Source organism: Kitasatospora sp. NPDC085895, from assembly GCF_040702125.1.
GTDB classification, from domain to species: domain Bacteria; phylum Actinomycetota; class Actinomycetes; order Streptomycetales; family Streptomycetaceae; genus Kitasatospora; species Kitasatospora arboriphila.
This window is the reverse complement of the sequence record NZ_JBFBJY010000100.1, coordinates 1-22,367: the sequence shown is the minus strand read 5'-3', so window position 1 is coordinate 22,367 and position 22,367 is coordinate 1. Positions and strand designations below refer to the sequence as shown.

Sequence of the window (22,367 nt, the reverse complement as noted above, 5' to 3'; positions counted from 1 at the left end):
ACCCCCCAACCCTCTTTTTCCGCGGGGTCTCGTGTTTTACGGGGGGGGCCCCCCCCCCGGGGGGGGGGGGGGGCCGGCCGGGGGGGGGGGGGGGGGCGCCGCCGGCGCGGGGCCGCCCCCCCCCCGCGCTTCGGCCGCGGCGGAGCCGCTCGCTCCGGGGGAGGCCACCGGGCGGGTCTCGTCGGCGTCCGGCGCGGGCCGGCGGTGCGGCGGCTCGGTCGGGGGCTGGGCACTTGTGGGTGAGGTCGGCACTCCTCTATTCTGACTTTGTGCCGCTACTGAACAAAACAGAAGCCCGATCCTCCGCCGCCGCCACCGCCCCTGCCACCACCGCCGCCACCGCGGCGGTCCGTGCCCCGCGCACCTGGTCCGCCGCCAGGCTCGCCCTCACGGCCTTCTTCGCGATGGACGGCTTCCTGTTCGCCGCCTGGGTGGTGCGCATCCCCGACGTGCGCGCCCAGGTGCACGCCTCGCACAGCGCACTCGGCCTCGCCCTGCTCTGCATCTCGGCCGGCGCGGTCGCCACCATGGCCCTGGTCGGCCGGCTCTGCCTGCGGTACGGCAGCCGCCGCGTCACCGTCGGCTCCGTGGCCCTGCTGAGCCTCGCCGTGCCGCTGCCGGCGCACACCCACTCGGTGGCCGCGCTCGGCGCCGTCCTGCTGCTCTTCGGCGCCGGGTACGGCGCCGCCAACGTCAGCATGAACAGCGTCGCCGTCGACCTCGTCGCCCGGCTGCGGCGCCCCGTGATGCCGAGCTTCCACGCCGGGTACAGCCTCGGCGGCCTGCTCGGCGCCGCGGTCGGCGGGCTGCTGGCGGGCACCCTCAGCGCGGCGTGGGCGCTCGCCCTCGGCGGCGTGCTCGGCCTGCTGGTCACCGCGGCCGCCGGTGCGGTCCTGCTGCGCGACCCGGAGGGCGACGCTCCCCCGCCCGCCGCCTCCGCCGCAGCCGGGACGCCCCGGACGGCGGCTCCGGCGGCCCGGCACGCGCGCCTGCTGGTCGTCCTGCTCGGTCTCACCGCGCTGTGCACCGCCTACGGCGAGGGCGCGCTCGCGGACTGGGCGACCCTGCACCTGACCGACGACGTGCACGCGGGCGCCGGCCTGGCCGCCGCCGGCTACGCCGCCTTCGCCTTCGCGATGACCGCCGGCCGGGTCAGCGGCACCTGGCTGTCCATCAGGCTCGGCGCGACCAGGGTGATGCTGTTCGGCGGTCTCACCGCGGCCGTCGGCATGCTGGTCGCGGCCCTCGTCCCGTCGGTGCCCGCGGCCCTCGGCGGCTTCGTCCTGGTCGGCATCGGCCTGGCGAACATCTTCCCGCTGGCCATCGGCCGGGCCGGCGCCACCGGCGGCCCGCAGGGCGTGGCCACCGCCTCCGCCCTCGGCTACGGGGGCATGCTGATCGGCCCGCCGGTCATCGGCTTCCTGGCCGACGCGGTCGGCCTGCCCTTCGCCCTGACGAGTGTCGCCGCCGCGGCCGCCCTGGCCGGTCTGCTCGCCGTCACCGTCGGCCGCCCGCGCCGCACCGCCTGACCGTCCGGCACCGCTCCACCCGGCACACCCCCGAGGGCCGGTCCTCCCACCGCGGGAGGGCCGGCCCTTCGGCGCACGCCCGCTGCGGCCGCGAGGAACACCGGACCCCGACCAGGGCGGCCCCGGACGCGTCGGCCGCACCCGACCCACCCACCGCCGTCAGTCGGTGGCGACCAGGGCCTGCTCGGCGACGTCCGGGTCGGGGTGCTGCTGCCAGGGCGCGAGCGCCGACCGGAGGGCGTCGGAGTCCGTCCAGCGGAAGTGGGCGGTCAGCAGGCGGACCCCGAGCAGGCCGGCCGCCGTGCCGCCGTCGGCGCGCAGCCGCTCGGTGACCTGGTGCAGCAGCGCCGGGTCGGGCCGGAGTGGGCCTGGGAAGGCCGGCGCCGGCAGCCGGTTCGGCCGGTCCCGGGTGAGGTCGAGCAGGGTGTCCCAGCGGTGCGGCGCGAGGTCTCCGGCGAGCAGGGCGCCGAGGGCCGCGCCGAACGCGGCCGCCGCGGCGCGGGCGGGCAGCCCGGCGCCCAGCAGGGCCGGGACCAGCGGGTCGAGCAGCACCGGCGGCACGGCGGTGCCGGAGCGGTGGTCGGCCAGTTCGGCGAGGCGCCGGCGCTGCCGCGGGTCGTGCCGGGCCTCGTCGGCGAGCCGTTCGACCAGCTGCGGCCACCAGGTGGCGACGGCCGGCTCGGTCGGCCGGTCCGCGAGGAGGGCGACGGCGGAGCGCCGGACCTCGTCCGGCTCGTCGGGGCGCCGCAGCCGCTCGACGACGGCCCGGACGGTGTCCTCGTCGAGCGGTCCGCGCGAGCGGCGGACGGCGAGCGCCTGCACCGCCGTGGCGGGGTCGCCGTCCCGGATCGCGGCGCGCAGCAGCCCGTCGAACGGTGCCCGGCAGGCGGCCGGGAGCCGCAGGTGCGGGATGCCGAGGACGGCCTCGCGCACCGCCTCCTCGCCGAGGGCGGCGGCCAGTCGCGGCGCGACGCCCGGGCGGTCGAGGTGGCGGGTGAGCCCGGCGGCGAGGACCGCCCGGACGTCCCGGTGCAGGGCGGGGAGGTCCCAGACCCGCAGGGCGAGGTCGGCGGCGGGCCGGTCGGGGAGGTCGGCGAGGGCGCGGGCGAGTTCCTTGCCGACGCCGACGGCGAGGCCCGGCCGGGTCAGCAGGTCCCCCAGCAGCCGTACCCCGTCGGCCTCGGGGAGCCGTCCGAGCAGTCGGCGGACGCCCTGGACGGCGGCCCGGCCGCGGACGCCGCCGCCGAGGTGGGCGAGCAGGACGGGCAGTGCGGCCGACGGCTCGGCGCGGTCGGCCAGGCGGAGCAGGGCGGCGGCGGCGACCGGCTGCGGGGCGTGCCCGGCGAGGGCGGCGAGCCGGTCGGGGTCGGTGAGCACCGCTGCCGCTGCGGACCGGACGGCGAGCGGTTCGCCCTCGTCGGACGCGACCGGGCCGACCAGTGCGGTGTGTGCCGCCCGGGCCCGCCGGTCGGCATCGGCGGGAAGGGCGGGCAGCCAGGGTCCGCGGCCGTCGCCGAACCGTCCGCCGGGGTGCGTGCGGCCCGCGGCGAGGACGTCGGGCAGCAGGTCGGTGCGCCGCCGGGCGAGGACGGCGAACACCTCGTCCACCCGGGCCCAGCCGGGATCGGCCGCCACCAGCGCGGCACAGCGCCGCTCGCGGGTGCCGCGGGCGCCGGGGGCGCGCAGCCGGAGCCGGGCGGCACGGGCGAGCAGCGCGGGCGGGTGGTCGCCGGTCACCAGGCGTTCCAGCAGGGTGTCGACGGCGGGCAGCGGCGGGAGCAGTTCGGCGGCGGCGAGCAGGCGCTCGGGCCGTTCGAAGCCGGAGGTGCGCAGCAGCCGGGTCCAGACGGCACCGGCCCGGGCCCGGGAGAGGCCGAGCGGTTCGGCGGGTGCCGTCCAGCGGGGGTGTTCGTGCAGGTGGACGGCGAGGACGAGGAGGGCGGCGGCCCGCCCGGTGTCGCCGTCGGTACCGGCCCGGCGCAGGGTGCGGCGGAGCCAGGTGTCGGCGGCGCGCAGGCATCCGGGGGTGCTGTCGCGGGCCTGGGCGGTGGTGAGGACGGCGTCCCGCAGGACCTGTTCGGGGGTGGCGGCCAGCAGGTGTTCGGGGGTGCGGGCGGCCTCGGCGAGCACCGGTTCGCGGGCCTCGGGGTGGTCGTGCCAGGCGCGTTCGAGACCGTGCAGGACGCGGGCCCAGGTCTGCGGGTCCTGCTGGGCGGCGGAGCGCAGCAGGCCGGTGCGGCCCATCGTCCGGGTGGTGTGCCGGTGGTGGCCGGCCAGGGCGGTGAGGCCTTCCTCGGCGCGGTCGAAGGGCAGCAGCGCGAGCAGGCCGGCCTGCAGGTACGGGCTGTCGGTGGTGCGGGCCAGGGCGGGGGCGAGGAGGTCGGCCCGCTCGGACGGGTCGAGGCTGAGCAGGGTGGTGAGGTCGGGGCGCCGGGTGTTCGGCCGGGCGGCGAGGCGTTCGCGGGCGACGCCGAGGCGGGTGGCGGGGTCGAGCAGCAGCAGGTAGGGCTCGGGGCCCCAGGCGTCCCGGTGGAAGATCCCCCGGACGGGCCGGGGGCGGCAGGTGTCGGCGAGGGTGCGCAGGTCCTCGGGCGGCAGGGCGCGGGCGGCCCGTTCGGCCGCGGCGGGCAGGGGGCCGGCGGGCGGCCGCAGGCAGGTGACGGCGCCGGAGCGGATCGCGGCGAGCACCGGGCCGGGCCGGTCGAGCAGCCTCAGCACGGCGTCGGGCGGCAGCACGTCGGGGGCGGTGGCGAGCAGGTGCTCTGCGGCGGCCCGGTCGCGGGCGGCGACGGAGGCGAGGCGTTCGCGCAGCCGGTGCGGGAGCTGCGGGCCGGGCCGGTCGGGCTCGGCCGCCGCGGTGAGCAGGCGGGCGACGGCCAGCGGTGCGGTGCGGGCGAGCGACTGCAGCACGCCGTCGGGCACCGCGAGCCGTGGCAGCCAGTGGTCGACGGCGGCGGGGGTGCAGGCGGGCAGCAGCCGGGCGGCCTCGCGGGTGTCGTGGCGGTCGCGGACCTCCGGGAGCAGCCGTTCGGCGAGGGCGTGCCGCCGGGAGCGGCGCAGCAGCCGGTAAAGGTCGTGCCTCAGCTCGCGGGGTGCGCTGCGGGCGAGGTCGGCGAGCGCCTCGTCGGGGACGGGGAGGCGTCCGGCGGCGGCGAGCGCGCGGTGGGCGAGCAGCGGGTCGGAGAGGGCCGCGGTGACCCGGTCGAGGTCGCGACGGACGACGGCGAGGAAGAGCGCGGTGTGCCGGTCGTCGTGGTCGCCGGCGTCCAGTGCGGAGTGCAGCCGCAGGTACCGGTCGGCGGTCAGGGCCCGGCCGTGGCCCGCCAGGGCGGCGGCGCGTTCGGGGCGGGGCAGTCGGGCGACGTGCGGGGGGATCATGGGGGCCATCGCGGTCACCGGGACGTCGCGGGGCCGGCCTTTCGGATCGTCATAACGGTGAGCGTGGCAGCATGGCGGGCGGGGCGGCAATCGGTTTTCACCTGCGCGGGGAGTGGTCGTGAAGGTCCTGGTGACGGGGGCGTTCGGGTTCGTCGGGCGGGCGGTGGTGAGTCGGCTCGCCGCGGCCGGGCACGAAGTGCGGGCGCTGAGCAGCAGCCGCACGGACGCCGGCGGGCTGCCGGTCGCGGAGGTGCACCGCGCCGACGTGCGGGACGCGGCGGCGCTGGCGCCCGCGGTGGCCGGGGTCGACGCGGTCTGCCACCTGGCGGCGCTGACCCGCGGCCGGGAGTCGGTGGTGCGCCCGCGGGCGCACCACGAGGTCAACCTCGGTGGCACGGTCGCCCTGTTGGACGCCCTGCGCGGACGGCCCGGCGGCAGCGGCGCCCGGCCCCTGGTGGTGCTCGGTTCGACGGCGGCGGTGTACGGCGCGCCGGAGCGGCAGCCGATCGACGAGTCGGTGGAGCCGGCGCCGGGCAGCCCGTACGGCGAGTCCAAGCTGGCGGCCGAGCGGGCGCTGGCGGACCGTGCCACGGCGGGCGAGGTCCTGGCGGTGGTGCTGCGCTGCTTCAACGCGGCCGGGGCCGGGGACGTGGACGAGGCCCGGATCCTGCCGCGGGCGCTTGCGGTGGCCGCCGGGCGGCATCCGTCGCTGGAGCTGAACGGCGACGGCGGCGTGGTGCGGGACTTCGTGCACGTGGACGACGTCGCCGAGGCGTACCTGCGGGCGCTCGGGGCGCGGGAGGTGGCGGCGGCGCACGGCGGCTGCCGGGTCTACAACGTGGGGGCGACGCCGGCGAGCATGCGGGAGGTCGTCGCGGCGGTGGAGCGGCTGACCGGCCGTCCGGTGCCGGTGGTGCGGCGGCCCGCGCTGCCGGAGTCGCCGCGGCTGGTGTCGGACTGCGGCCGGATCGGGCGGGAGCTCGGCTGGCGGGCCGAGCGGTCGGCGCTCGACCGGCTGGTGGCGGACGCCTGGGAGGCCGTCCGGGCCGGGACCTGACGCCTCCTCCGCCGAGGCGAACTCCCGACACCCCGGCGGCGCTGCCCGGGCGGTGCCCGGCCGGGATGGGAAGCTCGACGGATGATCGACCTGATCCGCCGGGGCCTCGTCCAGTGGACCGTCGCGGTGCCGGTGCTGGCGCTGGTGATGCTGGTCCTGACCTGGGGGCGGTCGTTGCCCGGCCCGGTGGTCGCGGTGGTGGCGCTGTTCCTGGCCGGGGCGGTGCTGGCCGCCGTGCACCACGCCGAGGTGATCGCCCACCGGGTGGGCGAGCCGTTCGGCTCGCTGGTGCTGGCCGTCGCGGTGACCGTGATCGAGGTGGCGCTGATCGTGACGCTGATGGTGGACGCCCCGGTCAAGAACGCCACCCTCGCCCGGGACACCGTCTTCGCCGCCGTCATGATCACCTGCAACGGGGTGCTGGGCCTGTCGATCCTGCTGACGGCGCTGAAGCACCGGGTCGCGGTCTTCAACGCGGAGGGCACCGGCGCCGCGTTCGCCACCATCGCCACGCTCGCCACCCTCAGCCTGGTGCTGCCGACCTTCACCACCAGCACGCCCGGCCCGCAGTTCAACACCGCGCAGCTGACCTTCGCCGGGATCGCCTCGCTCGGCCTGTACGGACTGTTCGTCACCACCCAGACGCTGCGCCACCGCGAGTACTTCCTGCCGGTCGGCGCCGAGGGCGAGCTGCTGGACGAGGACGACCACGGCGACCTGCCGAGCCGCCGGTCCGCCTGGGCCAGCCTCGGCATGCTCGCGGTCGCGCTGGTCTCGGTGGTCGGCCTGGCCAAGGGGGTCTCCCCCACCATCGAGTCGGCGGTCGCCGACGCGGGCCTGCCGGCCTCGGTGGTCGGCGTGGTGATCGCGCTGCTGGTGCTGCTGCCGGAGACGATCGCCGCGCTGCGTGCCGCGGCGGGCAACCGGGTGCAGACCAGTCTCAACCTGGCGCTCGGCTCCTCGCTGGCCTCCATCGGGCTGACCGTGCCGGCGGTGGCGGTCGCCTCGCTCTGGCTCAGCGGTCCGCTGATCCTCGGCCTCGGCGCCTCGCACATGGTGCTGCTGGCGCTGACCGTCGCGGTCGGCACCCTCACCGTGATCCCGCGCCGGGCGACGCCGCTGCAGGGCGCCGTGCACCTGGCGGTGCTGGCGGCCTACCTGGTCCTCGCGGTCAGCCCCTGAACACGGGCGGCCGCCGGCCGGGCCGGGTCAGTCGGCGGCGCGGGCGGTGCTCTCGTCGGCGGGCCCGGCCTGGCCGGGGATCCGCAGGTCCCAGCCGACCAGGGCGCGCAGCTGCTCGGCGGTGACGCCGTCCGGGATCGGCTGCGGCGCGTCGTGGCGCAGCGGCGGCTGCCAGCCCTCGTCGGCGGACCAGCTGCGGACGACCTTGGCGGGCGCGCCGGCGACCACGCTGTGGTCGGGGACGTCGCCGCGGACGACCGACCCGGCGGCGACCACGACGTTGCGGCCGATCCGGGAGCCGGGCAGGATCACCGCGCCGGTGCCGATCCACGAGCCGGCGCCGATCTCCACCGGCTCGTTGCGCGGCCACTGCTTGCCGATCGGCAGGTCGGTGTCGCGGTACTCGTGCGCCTGGTCGGTGATGTAGACGTTCGGGCCGGTCCACACGTCGTCGCCGAGGACGATCGACTGGTGGCCGACGATGTGGCTGCCGCGGCCGATGACGCAGCCGCCGCCGATCCTGACGATCGGTTCGGGGCCGAGGTCCAGGCCGGGCAGGAAGCCGGCGGAGATGGTGACCCGCTCGCCGATGATCGAGAACGGCCCGATGGTGATCCACTGCTCGTTGAAGACCGCGCCGAGCGGGAAGGCCAGCTTGGTGCCGTCGCCGAGCTCGCCGAACCGGTACGGGCCCGCGGTCCGGTTGGTGACCGCCCCGGTCTCCTGCACCCACTTCCACGCCCGGTGCACGACGTGGCCGGCGGCGCGGCGGCCCCGGATGCGGGCGGCGGCGAGGAGGGTACGGGCGGTCGGCATGCGATCACCGTAGCGGGCGGGCGCCCCCGGCGAGGCGCCGGGCGATCAACATCACACCGGCCGGCGCCGGGCCTGGCAGACTCGCGCCATGGAGATTCCCGAACTCGTCGACGTCCTGCACCACGAGGGTGCGTTGCTGGCCGACGCCGCCGCCGCGACGCCGCTGGACGCACCCGTGCCGACCTGTCCCGACTGGCGGTTGCGCGACCTGGTGCTGCACACCGGTCAGGTGCACCGCTGGGCCGCCGCGCACGTCAAGGGCGGGCTGGCCCGGCCGCTGGACGCGGCCGGGCAGGAGGCGGCCTGGGGTCCGGCGCCCGCCGACGCCGACCTGGTGGAGTGGTTCCGCACCGGGCACGCCGACCTGGTGACCGTCCTGCGGTCCGCCCCCGCCGACCTGGAGTGCTGGAGCTTCCTGCCGGCGCCCTCCCCGCTCGCCTTCTGGGCCCGCCGCCAGCTGCACGAGACCACCGTGCACCGGGTCGACGCGGAGTCCGCCGCCGGCACCGCCGCGAGCCCGGTCGCCCCGGCCGTCGCCGCCGACGGCCTGGCCGAACTGCTGACCGGCTTCCTGCCCCGGCCGAAGTCCCGGCTGCGCAGCGAAGAGCCGCGCACCCTGGCCGTCCGGGCCACCGACCGGCCGGAGAGCTGGCTGGTGACGATCGGTCAGGAGCCCCCGCAGGCGCAGCCGGGCGCCGGGCCCGCCGACTGCACCGTCAGCGGCCCCGCGCACGACCTCTACCTGCTGCTGTGGAACCGCCTCGGGGCCGACGCCGCGGCCGTCTCCGGCGACGCCTCGCTGCTGGACCTGTGGCGGACGGGCGCAGCCGTCAACTGGAGCTGACGGCCGGCCCCGCACCGGCCCCTGCCGGCTACTGCGCCCAGGGGGCCGGGCGGCGCTCCAGGAACGCCCGCATGCCCTGCTGCGCCTCCTCCGAGCCGAACAGCCGCGCGGACTGCGCGACCCGCTCGTCGGCGTCCCGCTCGAAGGAGTCCACCACGGCCGCGTTCGCCAGCCGCTTCGACTCGGCGAGACCCTGCGGCGAGCCCTGCCGGACGGCGTCCAGCAGCACCTTCAGCGCACCCGCGACGTCGTCGGCGGCCTCGGTGATCAGGCCGATCCGGGCGGCCTCGGCCGGGCCGAAGGTCTCGCCGGTCAGGTAGTAGCGGGAGGCGGCCCGCGGGTCCAGCTTGGGGCGCAGCGGCAGCGAGATCACCGCGGGCGCCAGGCCGAGCCGCACCTCGGTGAAGGCGAAGGTCGACGCCGGGCCGGCGATCGCGATGTCCGCCGCGCCGAGCAGGCCGAGGCCGCCCGCGCGGGCGTGGCCGTCGATCACGGCGATCACCGGCTTGGGGCAGTCGACGATCGCCCGCTGGATGTCCACCAGTCCGCGCGGGCCCACCGTCGGGTCGCTGCCGGTGGCCTCGGAGAGGTCGGCGCCGGCACAGAACACCTTGCCGGTGTGGCCGAGCACCACCGCCCGGACGGCCGGGTCGGCCGCGGCCTCGGTCAGGCCCTTCGCCAGCTCCGCCATCAGACGGGTGGAGAGGGCGTTGCGGTTGTGGGGGGAGTCGAGTTCGAGGGTCGTCACCGCATCGGCGGTGGTGATGCGGACGAGAGGGCTCTCGCTGGTCATCGTGGATGGCCTGCTTTCCGGCTGAGGGTGGGTCGGACGCGCTCGGGAGGACTCTGGCACGCCGACCGTCCGGTCGGCCAGTACGACCCGGGAAATCCGCTGGCCGCGGCGGGTGCGGCCGGGCCAGCATGAGTCCCCATGACGCTCCTCCTGCTCGCTCCCCGGATCAACGACACCGGTCTGCAGCTGCTCACCAGCGCCCGCCGCCGCGGTCTGCTGGCGCACACCGCCGTCCGCTGGGAGGTCCCGGAGGAGCTCGCCGGTCTGCGGCCCGCGCACCTGTACGGCGGTCCGCTGTTCGCCGACGTGGCCGCCGGAGCCCTCGGCGTCGCCCCGCTGGAGCCGCCGGCCGACTGGCTGGCCACGCTGCCCGCCGAACTGCTCGGCCGCCGGGTGGAGTGCACCACGCTCGCCGAGGCGCGGCGGCTGCGCCGCCCGGCCTTCCTCAAGCCCCCGGTCGACAAGCTCTTCCCGGCCCGGATCTACCCGGACGGCAGCGGGCTGCCCGGCCCGGACGCCCTCGACGACGACACCCTCGTGCAGATCAGCGACGTGGTCGCGTTCGCCGAGGAGTACCGGCTCTTCGTGCTGGACGGCGCGGTGCGGACGGCGAGCCGGTACGCCGTCGACGGAGGCCTGGCCGTCTCCCCGGAAGTCGACCCCGCGGTGCTCGCCTTCGCCGCCGACGCCCTGGCCGCCGGCGGTCTGCCGAGCGCCGCCGTGGTCGACGTCGGCCGCCTCGACGACGGCACCTGGGCCGTCGTCGAGGCCAACCCGACCTGGGCGAGCGGCGGCTACGCCTGCGACCCGGAGCACGTCCTCGACGTCGTCCTCCGCGCCGCCGGCCCCACCACCGCCGTCACCCCCACCGACCGCCCCTACACCCGCCCGGTCCCGGAAGTCGTCCGCTAGGGCGAACCCGCAGGGGCGCGGGGAACTGCGCGAGTCGGAAGGCACAGACCCGCGCCCGGGGCACGGAGCTGCACGTGCGACTCCCGGCCGTACCCGACCGACGGTGATGCCCTTTCGATTTCGCGCAGTTCCCCGCGCCCCTGTCGGTGCCCCCTTCTTGAAGGTGCACCCGCGCCTCAGGCCGCCGTCGCTGCCTTGCGCCGCAGCGCCCACCCCACCGCCGGCACCATCGCGGCACTGGCCGCGGCGAAGAGCCCGGCCAGGGCCGCCCAGCCGAGGGTGCCGTGGCCGATGACGGCGGTGGTGATCAGGACGGGGCCGAGCATCATCGCCGCGGAGAACCCGGTGTTGAAGACGCCCTGGTACTCGCCGTGCGCGCCCTCCTCCGCGAGGTCGTAGCCGAGGGCCCAGCCGGCGGCCTGGCCGAGCACCTCGCCGAGGGCCTGCAGCGAGGCACCGGCGAGCAGCACCAGCACCGCGGCCCACGCGGGCAGCCCGCCGGCGAGGGCGAAGGCGGCGCAGGAGAGCGCGACGAGCACGCCGCCGCGGCGGAAGATCCGGGCTGCGGCGGTCGGTTCCTCGGTGCCGCGGGTGGCCCGCACCTGGAGGGCGACGACGAGGATCGTGTTGACGACGAGCGTGCAGGCGACGAGGACCCGCGGTGCCTCGGTGCGGTCGACGATCCACAGCGGCACGCCGACCTCGATCATGGCGAACTGCAGGCCGAGGACGCCGGCGAGCCCGGCGACCACGAGGTAGGGCAGGTTGCGCAGGGCGGAGCCGGTCCGCGGTGCGCTCTCGTCCGCGGTGCCGCGCGGCCCGGCCTGCGGGGTGGGCAGCAGGGCGTACATCGCGAAGACCGCGGCGAAGGTGGCGACGTCGGCGAGGATCGCGGCGGTGTAGGCGCCGCGGGTGTCGGCGACGAGGACGAGGGCGGCGATCCCGGTGCCGACGCCGATGCCGACGTTGGTGACGACGCGGAGGTAGGCGCGGCCGGCGACCCGCCGGTCGGGCGGCAGCACCTCGGCGTAGAGGGCGTTGCGGACGGTCGCGGTGCCGCGGTCGGTGGCGGTGACGGCGCAGGCGAGCAGCACGAAGGCGGTGAAGCCGGACACCAGCGGGTAGCAGGCGGTGCCGACGGCCTCGGCGCCGACCAGGGCGAGCAGAACGGGCTTGGTCCCCCAGCGGTCGGCGGCGCGGCCGGCCGGGACGCCGATCAGGACGCCGCACAGGCCCGCCGCGGTGAGGCCGATGCCGACCTGCGCGGCGGGCAGGCCGAGCATCCTGGTGAAGTACAGCGCGCCCAGGGTCATGAAGAGGCCGTTGCCGAGCGTGTTCACCAGGGTGATGGCGGCGAGTCTGCGGACCGTCGGATCGGGGTGCAGCAGGCGTGAGGATGCCCGGGACGCCGCGGGCGCCCCCGTGGAGGTCGTGGTCATGGCATCATCGCACCGCATGCGGATCAGTCACCGGTATTGATTTAGCCCGGGGCTGACGAATGGGGGATCACGTGCACCGTTTCCGGCTCGACCTGGAGGACCTCGCAGCGGCCTCCTTCGCCTGTTCACCGCTGCAGGAGACGGTGCTCAGCCTGCGGATGTGGACGCACCCGGGCGCGTACGTCCACCAGACGCCGGTCTTCGAGGGGATCCGGCCGGTGTTCGAGCAGCTGGCCTGCGCGCCGCTGCTCCGCTCGCTGGTCGCGACCAACCGCTACGTGCCGGACTTCCTGACCCCTCGGCCGAGCACGCCCTTCCCCGAGTTCCCGGCCGAGCTGGCCGTCGTCCGGGCGCTCGCGCCGGAGCTCCTGCGGGGCGAGCTGGAGCGGGCCTTCCTGCCGCACGACCGGCGGCTGCCGCCGCCGCTGGCGGACGGGCTGGCCGATCCGGCCGGGCTGATCGCCTCGATCGCGGACGCGCTGGAGGCGTACTGGACGCACTGCCTGGCCCCGCAGTGGTGGCCGCGCGCCCGGTCGGTGCTGCACGCGGACATCGTGCACCGCTCCCGGGTGCTGGCGGAGCGCGGCGCGGCGGCGCTGTTCGAGGACCTGGACCCGCGGCTGCTGTGGCAGGACGGCGTGCTGACGATCCGCCGCGACTGGGGCGACGGCGACACCGACATCACGGTGGGCGGCCGCGGCCTGGTCTTCACCCCGACGTTCTTCGCCCGCGGCGCGATCACCAGCATCAGCGACGAGCACCCACCGGTGATCAACTACCCGGCCCGTGGGCAGCGGACGATGGCCGGCCCGGCGGTGCCGCCGCCCACCCGGCGGGCCCTGGAGCAGCTGGTGGGGGTGCCCAAGGCGCGGCTGCTGACCATGCTGGACGAGCCGACCAGCACCACCGAGCTGGCCCGGCGGCTCGGCGTCACCCCGGGCGCGGTCAGCCAGCACCTGGCCGTGCTCGCCGACACCCGTCTGGTCAGCCGGGCCCGGCACGGCCGGGTGGTGCTGTACGCGCGCAGCCCGCTCGCCGACGAGCTGCTCAGGTAGCCCGTCCGACGGGTCGTCAACTCAACGGCACGACGGCCCTGTTGACCCGATTGGTCCATACCACCTACAGTCGTCGACGGCTTCCCGGCACCCCTGTACGGCACCCCCACACCAGACAGGGAGACCACCATGCACGACCGGCCGCCACGGCGCGCCAGGGCCCGTACCACCGCCCTGCTCGCCGTGCTCGCACTGCCGCTCGCCCTGCTCGCCGCGGTCCCGGCGCACGCCGCCGGCCGCCTCACCGCAAGCTTCACCACGGCCGACAACGGCTCCTGGTGGAAGGGCACCTTCGTCGTCCGCAACGACAACGCCACCGCCGTCACCGGCTGGACCCTGGAGTTCGACCTGCCCGCCGGGGTGACGATCTCCAGCAGCTACAACGGCCAGGCCACCGTCACCGGCCGGCACGTCACCGCCGTCAACGCCTACTACAACGGCACCGTCCAGCCGCACGCCAGCACCGAGCCGTACAGCTTCTGGTTCGTCGCCAACGGCCCGATCGGCACCCCCACCGGCTGCCGGATCAACGGCGACAAGTGCGACGGCACCGCCGACGTACCGCCGGGCGCGCCCGGCACCCCGCAGGTCACCGACACCACCGCGCACACCGTCGCCCTGAGCTGGCCCGCCGCCGGCGCCGGGGACTTCCCGGTCGCCTCCTACGAGGTGCTGAACGGCTCGACCGTGCTCGGCACCTCCACCACCACCTCGGCCACCCTGACCGGCCTCACCCCGGCGACCGCGTACACGCTCACCGTGCGCGCCAAGGACAGCCGCGGCAACGCCGGCCCGCTCAGCCCCGCGGTGACCGCCCGGACGGTCGACCCGGCGAGCGACACCGTGCCGCCCACCGCGCCGACCGCCCTGCGCGCCACCGCCGTCACCTCCAGCAGCGTCGCACTGGCCTGGACGGCGGCCACCGACAACCAGCGGGTCGCCGCCTACGACGTCTACCGCGACGGCGTGCTCGTGCAGACCGTCACCGGCACCACCGCCACCGTCACCGGCCTCTCCCCCGCCACCGCGTACGGCTTCACCGTCCGCGCCCGGGACGCCGCCGACAACGCCTCCCCGGCCACCCCGGCGCTGAGCGTCACCACAGCCGACCTGGTCGGCCCCGGCAAGTACGCCCGGGTCGGCTACTTCACCCAGTGGGGCATCTACGGCCGGCAGTACTTCGTGAAGAACCTCGACACCTCGGGCAGCGCCGCCAAGCTCGATGTGATCAACTACGCCTTCGAGAACATCGATCCGGTCAACCTGACCTGCCTGGCCGGCGTCACCAAGGGCACCACCGCCGACCCGCAGGACCCGGACCAGGGCACCGGCGCCGGCGACGCGGACGCCGACTACTCCCGCCCGTTCAGCGCGGCGCAGTCCGTCGACGGGGTCGCCGACGACGGCTGGGCCCCGCTGCGCGGCAACCTCAACCAGCTGAAGAAGCTCAAGGCCAAGTACCCGAACCTCAAGGTCGTCGTCTCGCTCGGCGGCTGGACCTACTCCAAGCACTTCTCCGACGCCGCCGCCACCGACGCCTCCCGCAAGAAGCTCGTCTCCTCCTGCATCGACGTCTGGATCAAGGGCAACCTGCCGCTCTACAACGGCGCCGGCGGCCCCGGCACCGCCGCCGGGATCTTCGACGGCATCGACCTCGACTGGGAGTGGCCCGGCTCCCCCGACGGCCACCCCGGCAACCACTGGTCGGCGAACGACAAGGCCGACCTGACCGCGCTGCTCGCCGAGTTCCGCACCCAGCTGGACGCCCTCGGCGGCCCGCACCGGCTGCTCACCGCCTTCACCCCGGCCGACCCTGCCAAGATCGCCCAGGGCTGGGACCTGTCGAAGATCTTCCAGTCCCTCGACATCGCCAACGTCCAGGGCTACGACTTCCACGGCGCCGGCAGCGACAACTCCTGGGAGCCGAACCGCACCGGCCACCAGGCCAACCTCCACACCGACACCCAGGACCCGTACGGCTTCCACTTCTCGGTGGAGTCGGCCGTGCAGACCTACCTGGACGCCGGGGTCAACCCGCGCAAGCTGACCATCGGCCTGCCCTTCTACGGCCGCGGCTGGCAGAACGTCACCGACGGCGGGGCCAACGGCGAGTGGCAGGCCGCGGGCGGCGCGGCTCCCGGCCAGTTCGCCGAGGAGGCCGGCACCCGCGGGTACGACAACCTGCTCACCAGCGTGCCCGACCTGACGGTCCGCCACGACGAGCAGTCCGTCTCCACCTACGGCTACACCGGCGCCGGCGGCCAGTGGTGGACCTTCGACGACCCCTGGTCGATCGCCAAGAAGACCGCCTGGCTGAAGTCCAAGGGCCTGCTCGGCACGATGATCTGGGAGATGTCCGGCGACACCCCGTCCGGCACCCTGATCACCGCCGTCGACACCGGCCTCAAGCAGTAGCCCGGCCACCGACCCAGGGCGCGTGGGGGCACCTCCCGGCCGAAGGCTGGGGGAGAACTGCGCGGTCCGGGAGTGGGCCGCCGTACGAATTCAGGCCCGCCCGAGTCCGTCGCGCAGGTCCCCGCGCTCCTTTCCACGCTCCCGAAGGGCTCTACCGCCCGGCGACCGACGCCAGCTTCCGCGCGGCGCGGTGCTCCCGCATCACCTGCGCGAACGTCGTGTGCCCCTGCGTGGTCCGGGCGAAGGCCCGCCACGCGGGGTTCACCAGGCAGACCGCCGCGTGGAACAGGTGCGGACGCCGCTCGAAGGCCCCGAGCATGACCTTGCCGGCCCGCATCTCCACGCCCAGCCCCGCCTTGATCGCGAAGGCGTAGTTGAGCGCCTGCCGCCGCACGTCCGCGTTGCCGTCGGCCTCGGCGACCTTCACCGCCCACTCGCCGGCCAGCCGGCCCGACCGCAGGGCGTAGGAGATGCCCTCGCGGGTCCACGGCTCCAGCAGGCCGGCGGCGTCGCCGGCCACCAGCACCCGCCCGCGGGAGAGCGGCGAGTCCTCGGCGCGGCAGCGCGTCAGGTGGCCGGACTCGATGCTCGGTTCGAAGCCGGACAGGCCCAACTGCCGGATGTAGTCGGCGAGGTACTGCTTGGTGCGCTCGCCGTCGCCGCGCGCCGAGATGACGCCGACGGTCAGCGTGCCCGAGTCGGTCTTCGGGAACACCCAGCCGTACGAGCCGGGCAGCGGGCCCCAGTCGAGGTGGATCCGGCCGGCCCAGGCCCGGGAGACCTCCTCCGGCACCGGGATCTCCGCCTCCAGGCCGAGGTCGATCTGGTCGAAGGAGACGCCGACGTGGCGGCCGATCCGGCTGGCCGAGCCGTCGGCGCCGACCACCGCGCGGGCCTCGATCCGGCGGCCGTCGGCGGTGGTGACGAACACCGTGCGGCCGTCGCCGTCCTGCTCGACGCCGGTCGCGGTCACGCCGGTGACCAGCACCGCGCCGGCCTGCTCGGCGGCCTGCACCAGGCGCAGGTCGAACTCGTCCCGGTTGACCAGGCCGAACAGCATCCGCTTGGAGCGGCGGGTCCGGGTGAAGCGGCCGCCGAGCGCGAAGGTGACGGCGTGGATGCGGTCCTGCAGCGGCAGCTTGAAGTCCGGCGGGAGGGTGTCCCGGGAGGGGCCGATGATGCCGCCGCCGCAGGTCTTGTAGCGGGGGTGCTCCGCCTTGTCGAGGAGCAGCACGCGGCGGCCCTGGGCGGCGGCGGCGTACGCGGCCGAGGAGCCGGCCGGGCCGGCTCCGACCACGACCACGTCCCAGACGCCGCCGAGCGGGTCGGGCCCGGTGGCCTCCGGGTCCACGGTGGTCCGGCCGGAGGCCGCGGGAACGGCCTCGACGGCCTCGTGCTCGTCGGAGTGCGGGTCGAGGGAGCTACCGGTGTCAGTCACGATCGCATCCTAGACCCGTCCGCCACCGCCGCGACCAGGGATGACGCGGACCACGACGAGGCGTCGACCTATGATCGGACAAATCACCCGCACCTCGTCAACAGGAGACACCTGATGACCCAGCAGCACCTGGCGGCGGCCGTCCGATCCCTGATGCCGCGCGCCAAGGCCGACCTGGCCGAGCTGGTCGCCTTCCCCTCCGTCGCCGACCCCCGGCAGTTCCCGGTCGAGGAGTGCGAGAAGGCCGCCCGCTGGGTCGCCGACGCGCTCGCCGCCGAGGGACTCACCGGCGTGCGGCTGCTGGACACCCCCGACGGCACGCGGTCCGTCTACGCCGAGCTGCCCGGCCCGGCCGGCGCCCCGACCGTGCTGCTGTACTCGCACTACGACGTCCAGCCGCCGCTCGACGAGAGCGCCTGGCAGAGCCCGCCCTTCGAGCTGACGGAGCGTGACGGCCGCTGGTACGGCCGCGGCGCAGCCGACTGCAAGGGCAACATCCTCATGCACCTCACCGCGCTGCGGGCGCTCCGCGAGGTCGACGGCGGTCTGCCGGTCGCCCTGAAGGTGATCGTGGAGGGCTCCGAGGAGCAGGGGACCGGCGGCCTGGAGCGCTACGCCGAGGCGCACCCGGAGCTGCTCGCCGCCGACGTGATCGTCATCGGCGACACCGGAAACTTCGCCCCCGGCCTGCCCACCGTCACCGCCAGCCTGCGCGGCATGACGGTGGTCGAGGTCGCCCTCACCACCCTCGGCGGCAACCTGCACTCCGGTGCGTTCGGCGGCGCCGCCCCGGACGCCCTGCAGGCCATGGTGAGGCTGCTCGGCACCCTGCACGACGAGCACGGCGACGTCGCCGTGGCCGGCCTGACGGCCGACCAGGTCTGGCCGGGCGTGCAGTACGACGAGCAGCAGTTCCGGGCCGACGCGAAGGTCCTGGACGGCGTCGGGCTGACCGGCACCGGCACGGTCGCCGACCGGCTGTGGGCCCGCCCCTCGGTCACCGTCCTCGGCATCGACGCGCCGCCGGTGATCGGCGCCACCTCCTCCGTCCAGGCCGCCGCCAAGGCCCTGGTCAGCCTGCGGATCCCGCCGGGCACCGAGCTCAAGGCCGCCCAGCAGGCGCTCGTCGCCCATCTGGAGGCGGCGGTGCCGTGGGGCGCGCAGGCCACCGTCACCCTGCTCAGCGGCGGCGAGGCGTTCAGCGCCGACACCACCGGGCCGGCCTACGAGGCGATGGGCGAGGCCATGCAGGAGGCGTTCGGCCGCCCGATGGTCAGCTCCGGCGAGGGCGGCTCGATCCCGCTCTGCAACACCCTGCGCACCCTCTACCCGCAGGCCGAGATCATCCTGATCGGCGTCGAGGAGCCGACCACCCAGATCCACGCGGTCAACGAGAGCGTCGACCCCGAGGAGCTGGAGCGGATGGCCCTCACCGAGGCGCTGTTCCTGCGCGCCTACGCCCGGCTGCGCTCGGCCTGACGCACCGCCGTCCCGCCCCGGGTGCCGTCCCACCGGACGGCACCCGGCCGCGGGCCGCAACCAGCGCCGCGTACACCGTCGACCCGACCGCCAGACCGGCGCCCGCGCCGAAGCAGAACTCCGGGACGACCGACCGCTGCCGCCGCGCCAGCCGGTGCACCGCGCCGGCTGCCGTGGCCGCCACCAGACCCGCCACCGCGGCCGGTCGCCGCTGCGGCGCCTGCGGCGGCGCCGCCCGGCGCACCCGGGCCCGCAGCACGGCCAGACCCAGCAGCGACGTCCCGTACTGCAGCACCGTGCAGAGCGGCAGCCCGGCCGCCACCGGCCGTTCCAGCACCGGGAACGCCCGCACCCCGGCCCGCCCGGGATGGGTGAACGAGTCCCAGACCACGTGGCTCGCCGCACCGACCGCCGCCGACAGCACGAACGCCCCGGCCCCGGCGGCACCGCGCGGCAGCGGCCCCTCCGCCGGCACCGGCAGCAGGCCGGTCAGCGGCCCGCGCAGCAGGCCGTGCCAGACCGCGGCCATCCCCGCCGCGATGCCCGCGTCCACGGTCGGCACGGCCCACCAGCGGTGCGTGAGCGCCCCGTACCGGTAGACGCCCGGCAGCAGCGAGTCGGCGAAGAACGGCACGTCGGGCGCCATCGCCCCCGCCGCCAGCCCCGACGCCACCCAGACCCGACCGTCCCCCCGCCCGATCAGCGGCACGACCGCTGCAACATGGCTCAACGTGAACGGCATCCACCCATCCTCCCCGCCGGGGTGCGGATCACGCACCCCGCGAGGGGCCGGGAACCGCGTACCCGGGGGACGCGTGGGGGCACCTCCCGGCCGAAGACCGGGGGAGAACCGCGCGACCCGAATGGCGCGGACCCGCGGAATCGCGCCCACCCCGGGACCGCCCCACCACCCCGCACTCCTGCACGCCAGCCGCGTACCACCCCTCCCGCCCCCGCCGGCCCGCCATCATGGAACCGTCGGTCCGCAGCCCTCCCCGTCGACCGGGAGGCGGTCGGGCCCGCCCCGCCACCTCCCGTTCCACCCCCTTCCTGCCCCTTCCTGCCCCTTCCTGCCCCGCAACCCCCCGGTCAGCCGGCCGTGGCGACTCCGACCGCGGCGGGCAGCCCCGCCTCCAGGTACCGCAGTTCACCGTGCTCGCGCGCGTCGAGTGCCGCGGCGAGCCGCCGCAGCCGGGCGGCGGGCAACAGTCCTGCTGCCTCGTCGAGGGTGACGAAGCGCCAGCTGCGCAGTTCGTCGGCCTGCAGCCGCAGCTGCTGCCGGGCCTCGGCACCGAGCCGGCCGCCGTCGTAGACGAGCCGCAGGCCGCCGCGGCGGGGGCCGGTCCGGGGCTCCCAGTCGACGGCGAGCAGCCGCAGTGCGTGGGGGTCGAGGTGCAGGCCGAGTTCCTCGGCGGTCTCCCGCAGGGCGGCGTCGGTCGGCGCTTCGCCGCGTTCGACGACTCCGCCGGGGAACTCCCAGGCGGGCTTGTAGACGGGGTCGACCAGCAGGACGCGGTCCTGTTCGTCGAAGAGCAGGACGGCGGCGGCGACGGTGTCGCCGGTCGGGTCGGCGCTCTGCACGATCGGGCAGCGTGCGGTGCCCTCCCCGACGAGCCGGGCGAGCCTGCGGGCGGTCTGCTCGGGGGTGAGTCCGGTGGTGTCGACGAGCTGGGCGTCACGGCCGAGCCACCGTCTGGCCGCACGGTAGGCGGGCAGGTGGTCCAGGCACCAGCGGCGGACGCGCTCGCTGCGTTCGGGGTCGCCGGGGCACTCGTCCCGGGCGGCTATCCGTTCCTGCAGGATCGTTTCGTCAGGGTCCAGCACGAAGTGGTGGACGGCGACCCCGCGGGAGGCGAGCGCCCCGAAGATCTCGTCGCGGTAGTCCTCGCGCAGCAGCGTCATGGGGACGACCAGCGGTCCCGGCACCTCGGCGAGCAGGGCCGCGGCGACCTCGGGCACCAGGCGCCGCCATGAGGGGAGGTCCTGGTAGTCGGCGACCGGGGCGAGCCGGTCGGCGGGCAGCAGCCGGCAGAGTCCGGCGCCGACCAGTTCGGGGTCGAAGAGGAGGCTTCCCGGCAGGAGCTCCACGAGTTCCCGGCACGCGGAGGTCTTCCCCGCGCCGAACGTGCCATTGACCCAGACGATCACAGAGCATCCCCTGCCCTCGGCCCACCCCGGTGCCCCACGCACCGGGCGGCGGGAGTCCGTGCTGCGGCCCCCGCGCCACACCGGTGGTACCCGTACGGGCCGCCGTCCCATGCCTGGCGGCGCCCGGAAGCGTCGGCGTCCGGCCACCGGGCACATGCCGGGCGGGGCGGTCAGCCGCGTTCGAGCAGCTGCTTCTTGAGGACCTTGCCCATGGCGTTGCGGGGCAGTTCGTCCACCAGCACGACCCGCCGCGGGCGCTTGTGGACGGAGAGCCGCGCGGCGACGAAGTCGGTGAGGCCCTCGCCGGTGACCGGCCCGTCGGGGATCACGTAGGCGACCACGGCCTGGCCGAGGTCGTCGTCGGGCACGCCGACCACGGCGGCGTCGGCGACCTCGGGGTGGTCCCGCAGCGCGGCCTCGACCTCGCCGGCGCCGATCCGGTACCCGCCGCTCTTGATCAGGTCGACGGAGGCCCGGCCGACGATCCGGTGGAAGCCGTCCGGGCCGATCACCGCGACGTCCCCGGTGCGGAACCAGCCGTCGGCCGTCCAGGCCTCCGCGTCGGCGTCGGGGCGGTTGAGGTAGCCGGCGAACAGCGTCGGCCCGGCGACCTGCAGCTCGCCGACGGACTCGCCGTCCGCGGGGACCTCGCCGCCGTCCTCGCCGACGAGCCGGGTGCGCACCCCGTCCAGCGGCAGGCCGACGCTGCCGGGGCGGCGCTCGCCGTCGGCGCGGGTGGAGACGGTGATCAGCGACTCGGTCATCCCGTAGCGTTCGACCGGCTCGTGGCCGGTCAGCTCGGCGAGGCGTTCGAAGACCGGGACGGGCAGCGGCGCGCTGCCCGAGACGAGCAGCCGGGCGCCGGACAGCGCCCGTGCGGCGGTGCCGTCCGCCGTCACCCGCGACCAGACGGTCGGCACGCCGAAGTAGAGGCTGCCGCGCGCGCCGGCGTACGCGCCGGGCGTGGGCCGCCCGGTGTGCACCAGGCGGCTGCCGGTGCGCAGCGCGCCGAGCACCCCCAGCACCAGCCCGTGCACGTGGAAGAGCGGCAGCCCGTGGACGAGGGTGTCGTCGACCGTCCAGCGCCAGGCGTCGGCGAGGCCGTCCAGGCCGGCGGCGACGGCGGAGCGCGGGAGCACCGCGCCCTTGGGCGCGCCGGTGGTGCCCGAGGTGTAGAGGACGAAGGCGGGCCGCTCCGCTGCGGGCTCGACGAAGGTCGCGCCGGAGCGCGCGCCGAGGTCCACGGGCACCGTCTCGACGTCCTCCGCCTGCTCCCCCGGCGGGACGGCCAGCAGCGCGGCGCCGGAGTCCCGGAGGATGTGGCTGCGCTCCTTCGGCCCGGAGTCGGGGGGCAGCGGCACCACGGGGACACCGGCCAGCAGCCCGCCGACCACGGCCGCCACCGTCTCGGCGGTCGGCCGGGCCAGCACGGCGAGGGCGGGCGCCCCCGCGACCCGTTCGGCCACCGCGCCGGCCGCTCCGAGCAGTTCCTCCCACGACATCGCCCGCCCGTCGACCACCACCGCGTCGCCCCGGTCCCCGTGTCCGCCCTCAAGTGCCGTCAGCAGTCCCATGGTCCGGACTCTACGCGCCCTTCCTGGCCGGCACGCGGGGACGTCCCACGGCTCGGGACACCCGGTGGAATGCCGGTGGAATGCCACCCGAAGGCCGGCGCGGGAGGACGGGAGGCAGGTACGGCGAAGGGCGCGGCCCCCGGGTCTCCCGGGTGCCGCGCCCTCGTGCGCCGTGCGTCGACCGGCCCTCGGATCAGCCCTTGCGGGCCTTCACCTCGGCGGTGAGCTGGGGCAGGACGGTGAACAGGTCGCCGACGACGCCGTAGTCGACGAGCTCGAAGATCGGGGCCTCGGGGTCCTTGTTGACC

Annotated in this window: 16 protein-coding genes and 1 pseudogene; 8 read left to right on the top strand and 9 right to left on the bottom strand. The window is 76.2% G+C overall.

Features of this window, described 5'->3' with window-relative positions:
- Nucleotides 1-269: 269 nt before the first annotated feature.
- Nucleotides 270-1,529, top strand: coding sequence for an MFS transporter (locus AB0442_RS36770; RefSeq protein ID WP_366167899.1), 1,260 nt, complete (start codon nucleotides 270-272; stop codon nucleotides 1,527-1,529).
- Between the two features lie 159 nt (nucleotides 1,530-1,688).
- On the opposite strand, the gene AB0442_RS36765 is transcribed toward AB0442_RS36770, so the two are convergent.
- A complete protein-coding gene (locus AB0442_RS36765) occupies nucleotides 1,689-4,907 on the bottom strand; it encodes a hypothetical protein (protein ID WP_366167898.1) in 3,219 nt (1,072 codons plus the stop codon).
- A 118-nt stretch (nucleotides 4,908-5,025) separates the two neighbouring features.
- Here AB0442_RS36765 and AB0442_RS36760 point away from each other — a divergent pair, with 118 nt between their 5' ends.
- Both AB0442_RS36760 and AB0442_RS36755 read left to right on the top strand, forming a co-directional pair.
- The gene (locus AB0442_RS36760) at nucleotides 5,026-5,964 is read left to right on the top strand and encodes an NAD-dependent epimerase/dehydratase family protein (protein WP_366167897.1); all 939 of its coding nucleotides are present in this window, start codon (nucleotides 5,026-5,028) and stop codon (nucleotides 5,962-5,964) included.
- A gap of 81 nt (nucleotides 5,965-6,045) precedes the next feature.
- Entirely contained in the window at nucleotides 6,046-7,146 is a 1,101-nt protein-coding gene (locus tag AB0442_RS36755) for an ionic transporter y4hA (RefSeq protein ID WP_366167896.1), read from the top strand.
- A 27-nt stretch (nucleotides 7,147-7,173) separates the two neighbouring features.
- Here AB0442_RS36755 and AB0442_RS36750 read toward each other — a convergent pair whose 3' ends face one another.
- Entirely contained in the window at nucleotides 7,174-7,962 is a 789-nt protein-coding gene (locus tag AB0442_RS36750) for an acyltransferase (protein WP_366167895.1), read from the bottom strand.
- An 88-nt stretch (nucleotides 7,963-8,050) separates the two neighbouring features.
- Here AB0442_RS36750 and AB0442_RS36745 point away from each other — a divergent pair, with 88 nt between their 5' ends.
- Entirely contained in the window at nucleotides 8,051-8,806 is a 756-nt protein-coding gene (locus tag AB0442_RS36745) for a maleylpyruvate isomerase family mycothiol-dependent enzyme (protein ID WP_366167894.1), read from the top strand.
- Nucleotides 8,807-8,834: 28 nt separating this feature from the next.
- Here the strand turns inward: AB0442_RS36745 and AB0442_RS36740 are convergent, their stop codons facing one another.
- Entirely contained in the window at nucleotides 8,835-9,599 is a 765-nt protein-coding gene (locus tag AB0442_RS36740; protein ID WP_366167893.1) for an enoyl-CoA hydratase family protein, read from the bottom strand.
- 138 nt (nucleotides 9,600-9,737) lie between these two features.
- Here AB0442_RS36740 and AB0442_RS36735 point away from each other — a divergent pair, with 138 nt between their 5' ends.
- On the top strand, nucleotides 9,738-10,511 hold the full coding sequence (locus AB0442_RS36735; RefSeq protein WP_366167892.1) for an ATP-grasp domain-containing protein: 774 nt from the start codon (nucleotides 9,738-9,740) through the stop codon (nucleotides 10,509-10,511).
- A gap of 176 nt (nucleotides 10,512-10,687) precedes the next feature.
- Here the strand turns inward: AB0442_RS36735 and AB0442_RS36730 are convergent, their stop codons facing one another.
- Entirely contained in the window at nucleotides 10,688-11,950 is a 1,263-nt protein-coding gene (locus tag AB0442_RS36730) for an MFS transporter (protein WP_366167891.1), read from the bottom strand.
- A gap of 71 nt (nucleotides 11,951-12,021) precedes the next feature.
- Between AB0442_RS36730 and AB0442_RS36725 the strand changes: the two genes are divergently transcribed.
- Nucleotides 12,022-13,005, top strand: a complete 984-nt coding sequence (locus AB0442_RS36725) for a helix-turn-helix domain-containing protein (protein ID WP_366167890.1) — start codon at nucleotides 12,022-12,024, stop codon at nucleotides 13,003-13,005.
- 129 nt (nucleotides 13,006-13,134) lie between these two features.
- The gene (locus tag AB0442_RS36720; RefSeq protein ID WP_366167889.1) at nucleotides 13,135-15,420 is read left to right on the top strand and encodes a glycosyl hydrolase family 18 protein; all 2,286 of its coding nucleotides are present in this window, start codon (nucleotides 13,135-13,137) and stop codon (nucleotides 15,418-15,420) included.
- Between the two features lie 151 nt (nucleotides 15,421-15,571).
- Here AB0442_RS36720 and AB0442_RS36715 read toward each other — a convergent pair whose 3' ends face one another.
- Nucleotides 15,572-16,771, bottom strand: coding sequence for a geranylgeranyl reductase family protein (locus AB0442_RS36715; protein ID WP_363543006.1), 1,200 nt, complete (start codon nucleotides 16,769-16,771; stop codon nucleotides 15,572-15,574).
- A 201-nt stretch (nucleotides 16,772-16,972) separates the two neighbouring features.
- Here AB0442_RS36715 and AB0442_RS36710 point away from each other — a divergent pair, with 201 nt between their 5' ends.
- A complete protein-coding gene (locus AB0442_RS36710; RefSeq protein ID WP_366167888.1) occupies nucleotides 16,973-18,337 on the top strand; it encodes a dipeptidase in 1,365 nt (454 codons plus the stop codon).
- Here the strand turns inward: AB0442_RS36710 and AB0442_RS36705 are convergent.
- From AB0442_RS36705 to AB0442_RS36690, 4 genes and pseudogenes are all read right to left on the bottom strand, one after another.
- Complete coding sequence (locus AB0442_RS36705) at nucleotides 18,288-19,079, bottom strand: DUF4184 family protein (protein WP_366167887.1); 792 nt, start codon at nucleotides 19,077-19,079, stop codon at nucleotides 18,288-18,290. The genes AB0442_RS36710 and AB0442_RS36705 overlap by 50 nt on opposite strands.
- Before the next feature lie 347 nt (nucleotides 19,080-19,426).
- Nucleotides 19,427-20,485, bottom strand: a complete 1,059-nt coding sequence (locus AB0442_RS36700) for an NUDIX domain-containing protein (RefSeq protein WP_366167886.1) — start codon at nucleotides 20,483-20,485, stop codon at nucleotides 19,427-19,429.
- A 170-nt stretch (nucleotides 20,486-20,655) separates the two neighbouring features.
- Nucleotides 20,656-22,059 (bottom strand): acyl-CoA synthetase, encoded by a 1,404-nt coding sequence (locus tag AB0442_RS36695; RefSeq protein WP_366167885.1) that lies wholly within the window; start codon nucleotides 22,057-22,059, stop codon nucleotides 20,656-20,658.
- Between the two features lie 193 nt (nucleotides 22,060-22,252).
- Nucleotides 22,253-22,367, bottom strand: a pseudogene (locus AB0442_RS36690) (electron transfer flavoprotein subunit alpha/FixB family protein); the annotation flags it as partial.

What these genes read in the sequence shown, in the direction of transcription:
- AB0442_RS36750 (WP_366167895.1), bottom strand. Translation starts at nt 7,962, where the DNA reads ATGCCGACCGCCCGTACCCTCCTCGCCGCCGCCCGCATCCGGGGCCGC.
- AB0442_RS36740 (WP_366167893.1), bottom strand. Translation starts at nt 9,599, where the DNA reads ATGACCAGCGAGAGCCCTCTCGTCCGCATCACCACCGCCGATGCGGTG.
- AB0442_RS36765 (WP_366167898.1), bottom strand. Translation starts at nt 4,907, where the DNA reads ATGATCCCCCCGCACGTCGCCCGACTGCCCCGCCCCGAACGCGCCGCC.
- AB0442_RS36710 (WP_366167888.1), top strand. Translation starts at nt 16,973, where the DNA reads ATGACCCAGCAGCACCTGGCGGCGGCCGTCCGATCCCTGATGCCGCGC.
- AB0442_RS36695 (WP_366167885.1), bottom strand. Translation starts at nt 22,059, where the DNA reads ATGGGACTGCTGACGGCACTTGAGGGCGGACACGGGGACCGGGGCGAC.
- AB0442_RS36705 (WP_366167887.1), bottom strand. Translation starts at nt 19,079, where the DNA reads ATGCCGTTCACGTTGAGCCATGTTGCAGCGGTCGTGCCGCTGATCGGG.
- AB0442_RS36735 (WP_366167892.1), top strand. Translation starts at nt 9,738, where the DNA reads ATGACGCTCCTCCTGCTCGCTCCCCGGATCAACGACACCGGTCTGCAG.
- AB0442_RS36720 (WP_366167889.1), top strand. Translation starts at nt 13,135, where the DNA reads ATGCACGACCGGCCGCCACGGCGCGCCAGGGCCCGTACCACCGCCCTG.
- AB0442_RS36755 (WP_366167896.1), top strand. Translation starts at nt 6,046, where the DNA reads ATGATCGACCTGATCCGCCGGGGCCTCGTCCAGTGGACCGTCGCGGTG.
- AB0442_RS36745 (WP_366167894.1), top strand. Translation starts at nt 8,051, where the DNA reads ATGGAGATTCCCGAACTCGTCGACGTCCTGCACCACGAGGGTGCGTTG.
- AB0442_RS36730 (WP_366167891.1), bottom strand. Translation starts at nt 11,950, where the DNA reads ATGACCACGACCTCCACGGGGGCGCCCGCGGCGTCCCGGGCATCCTCA.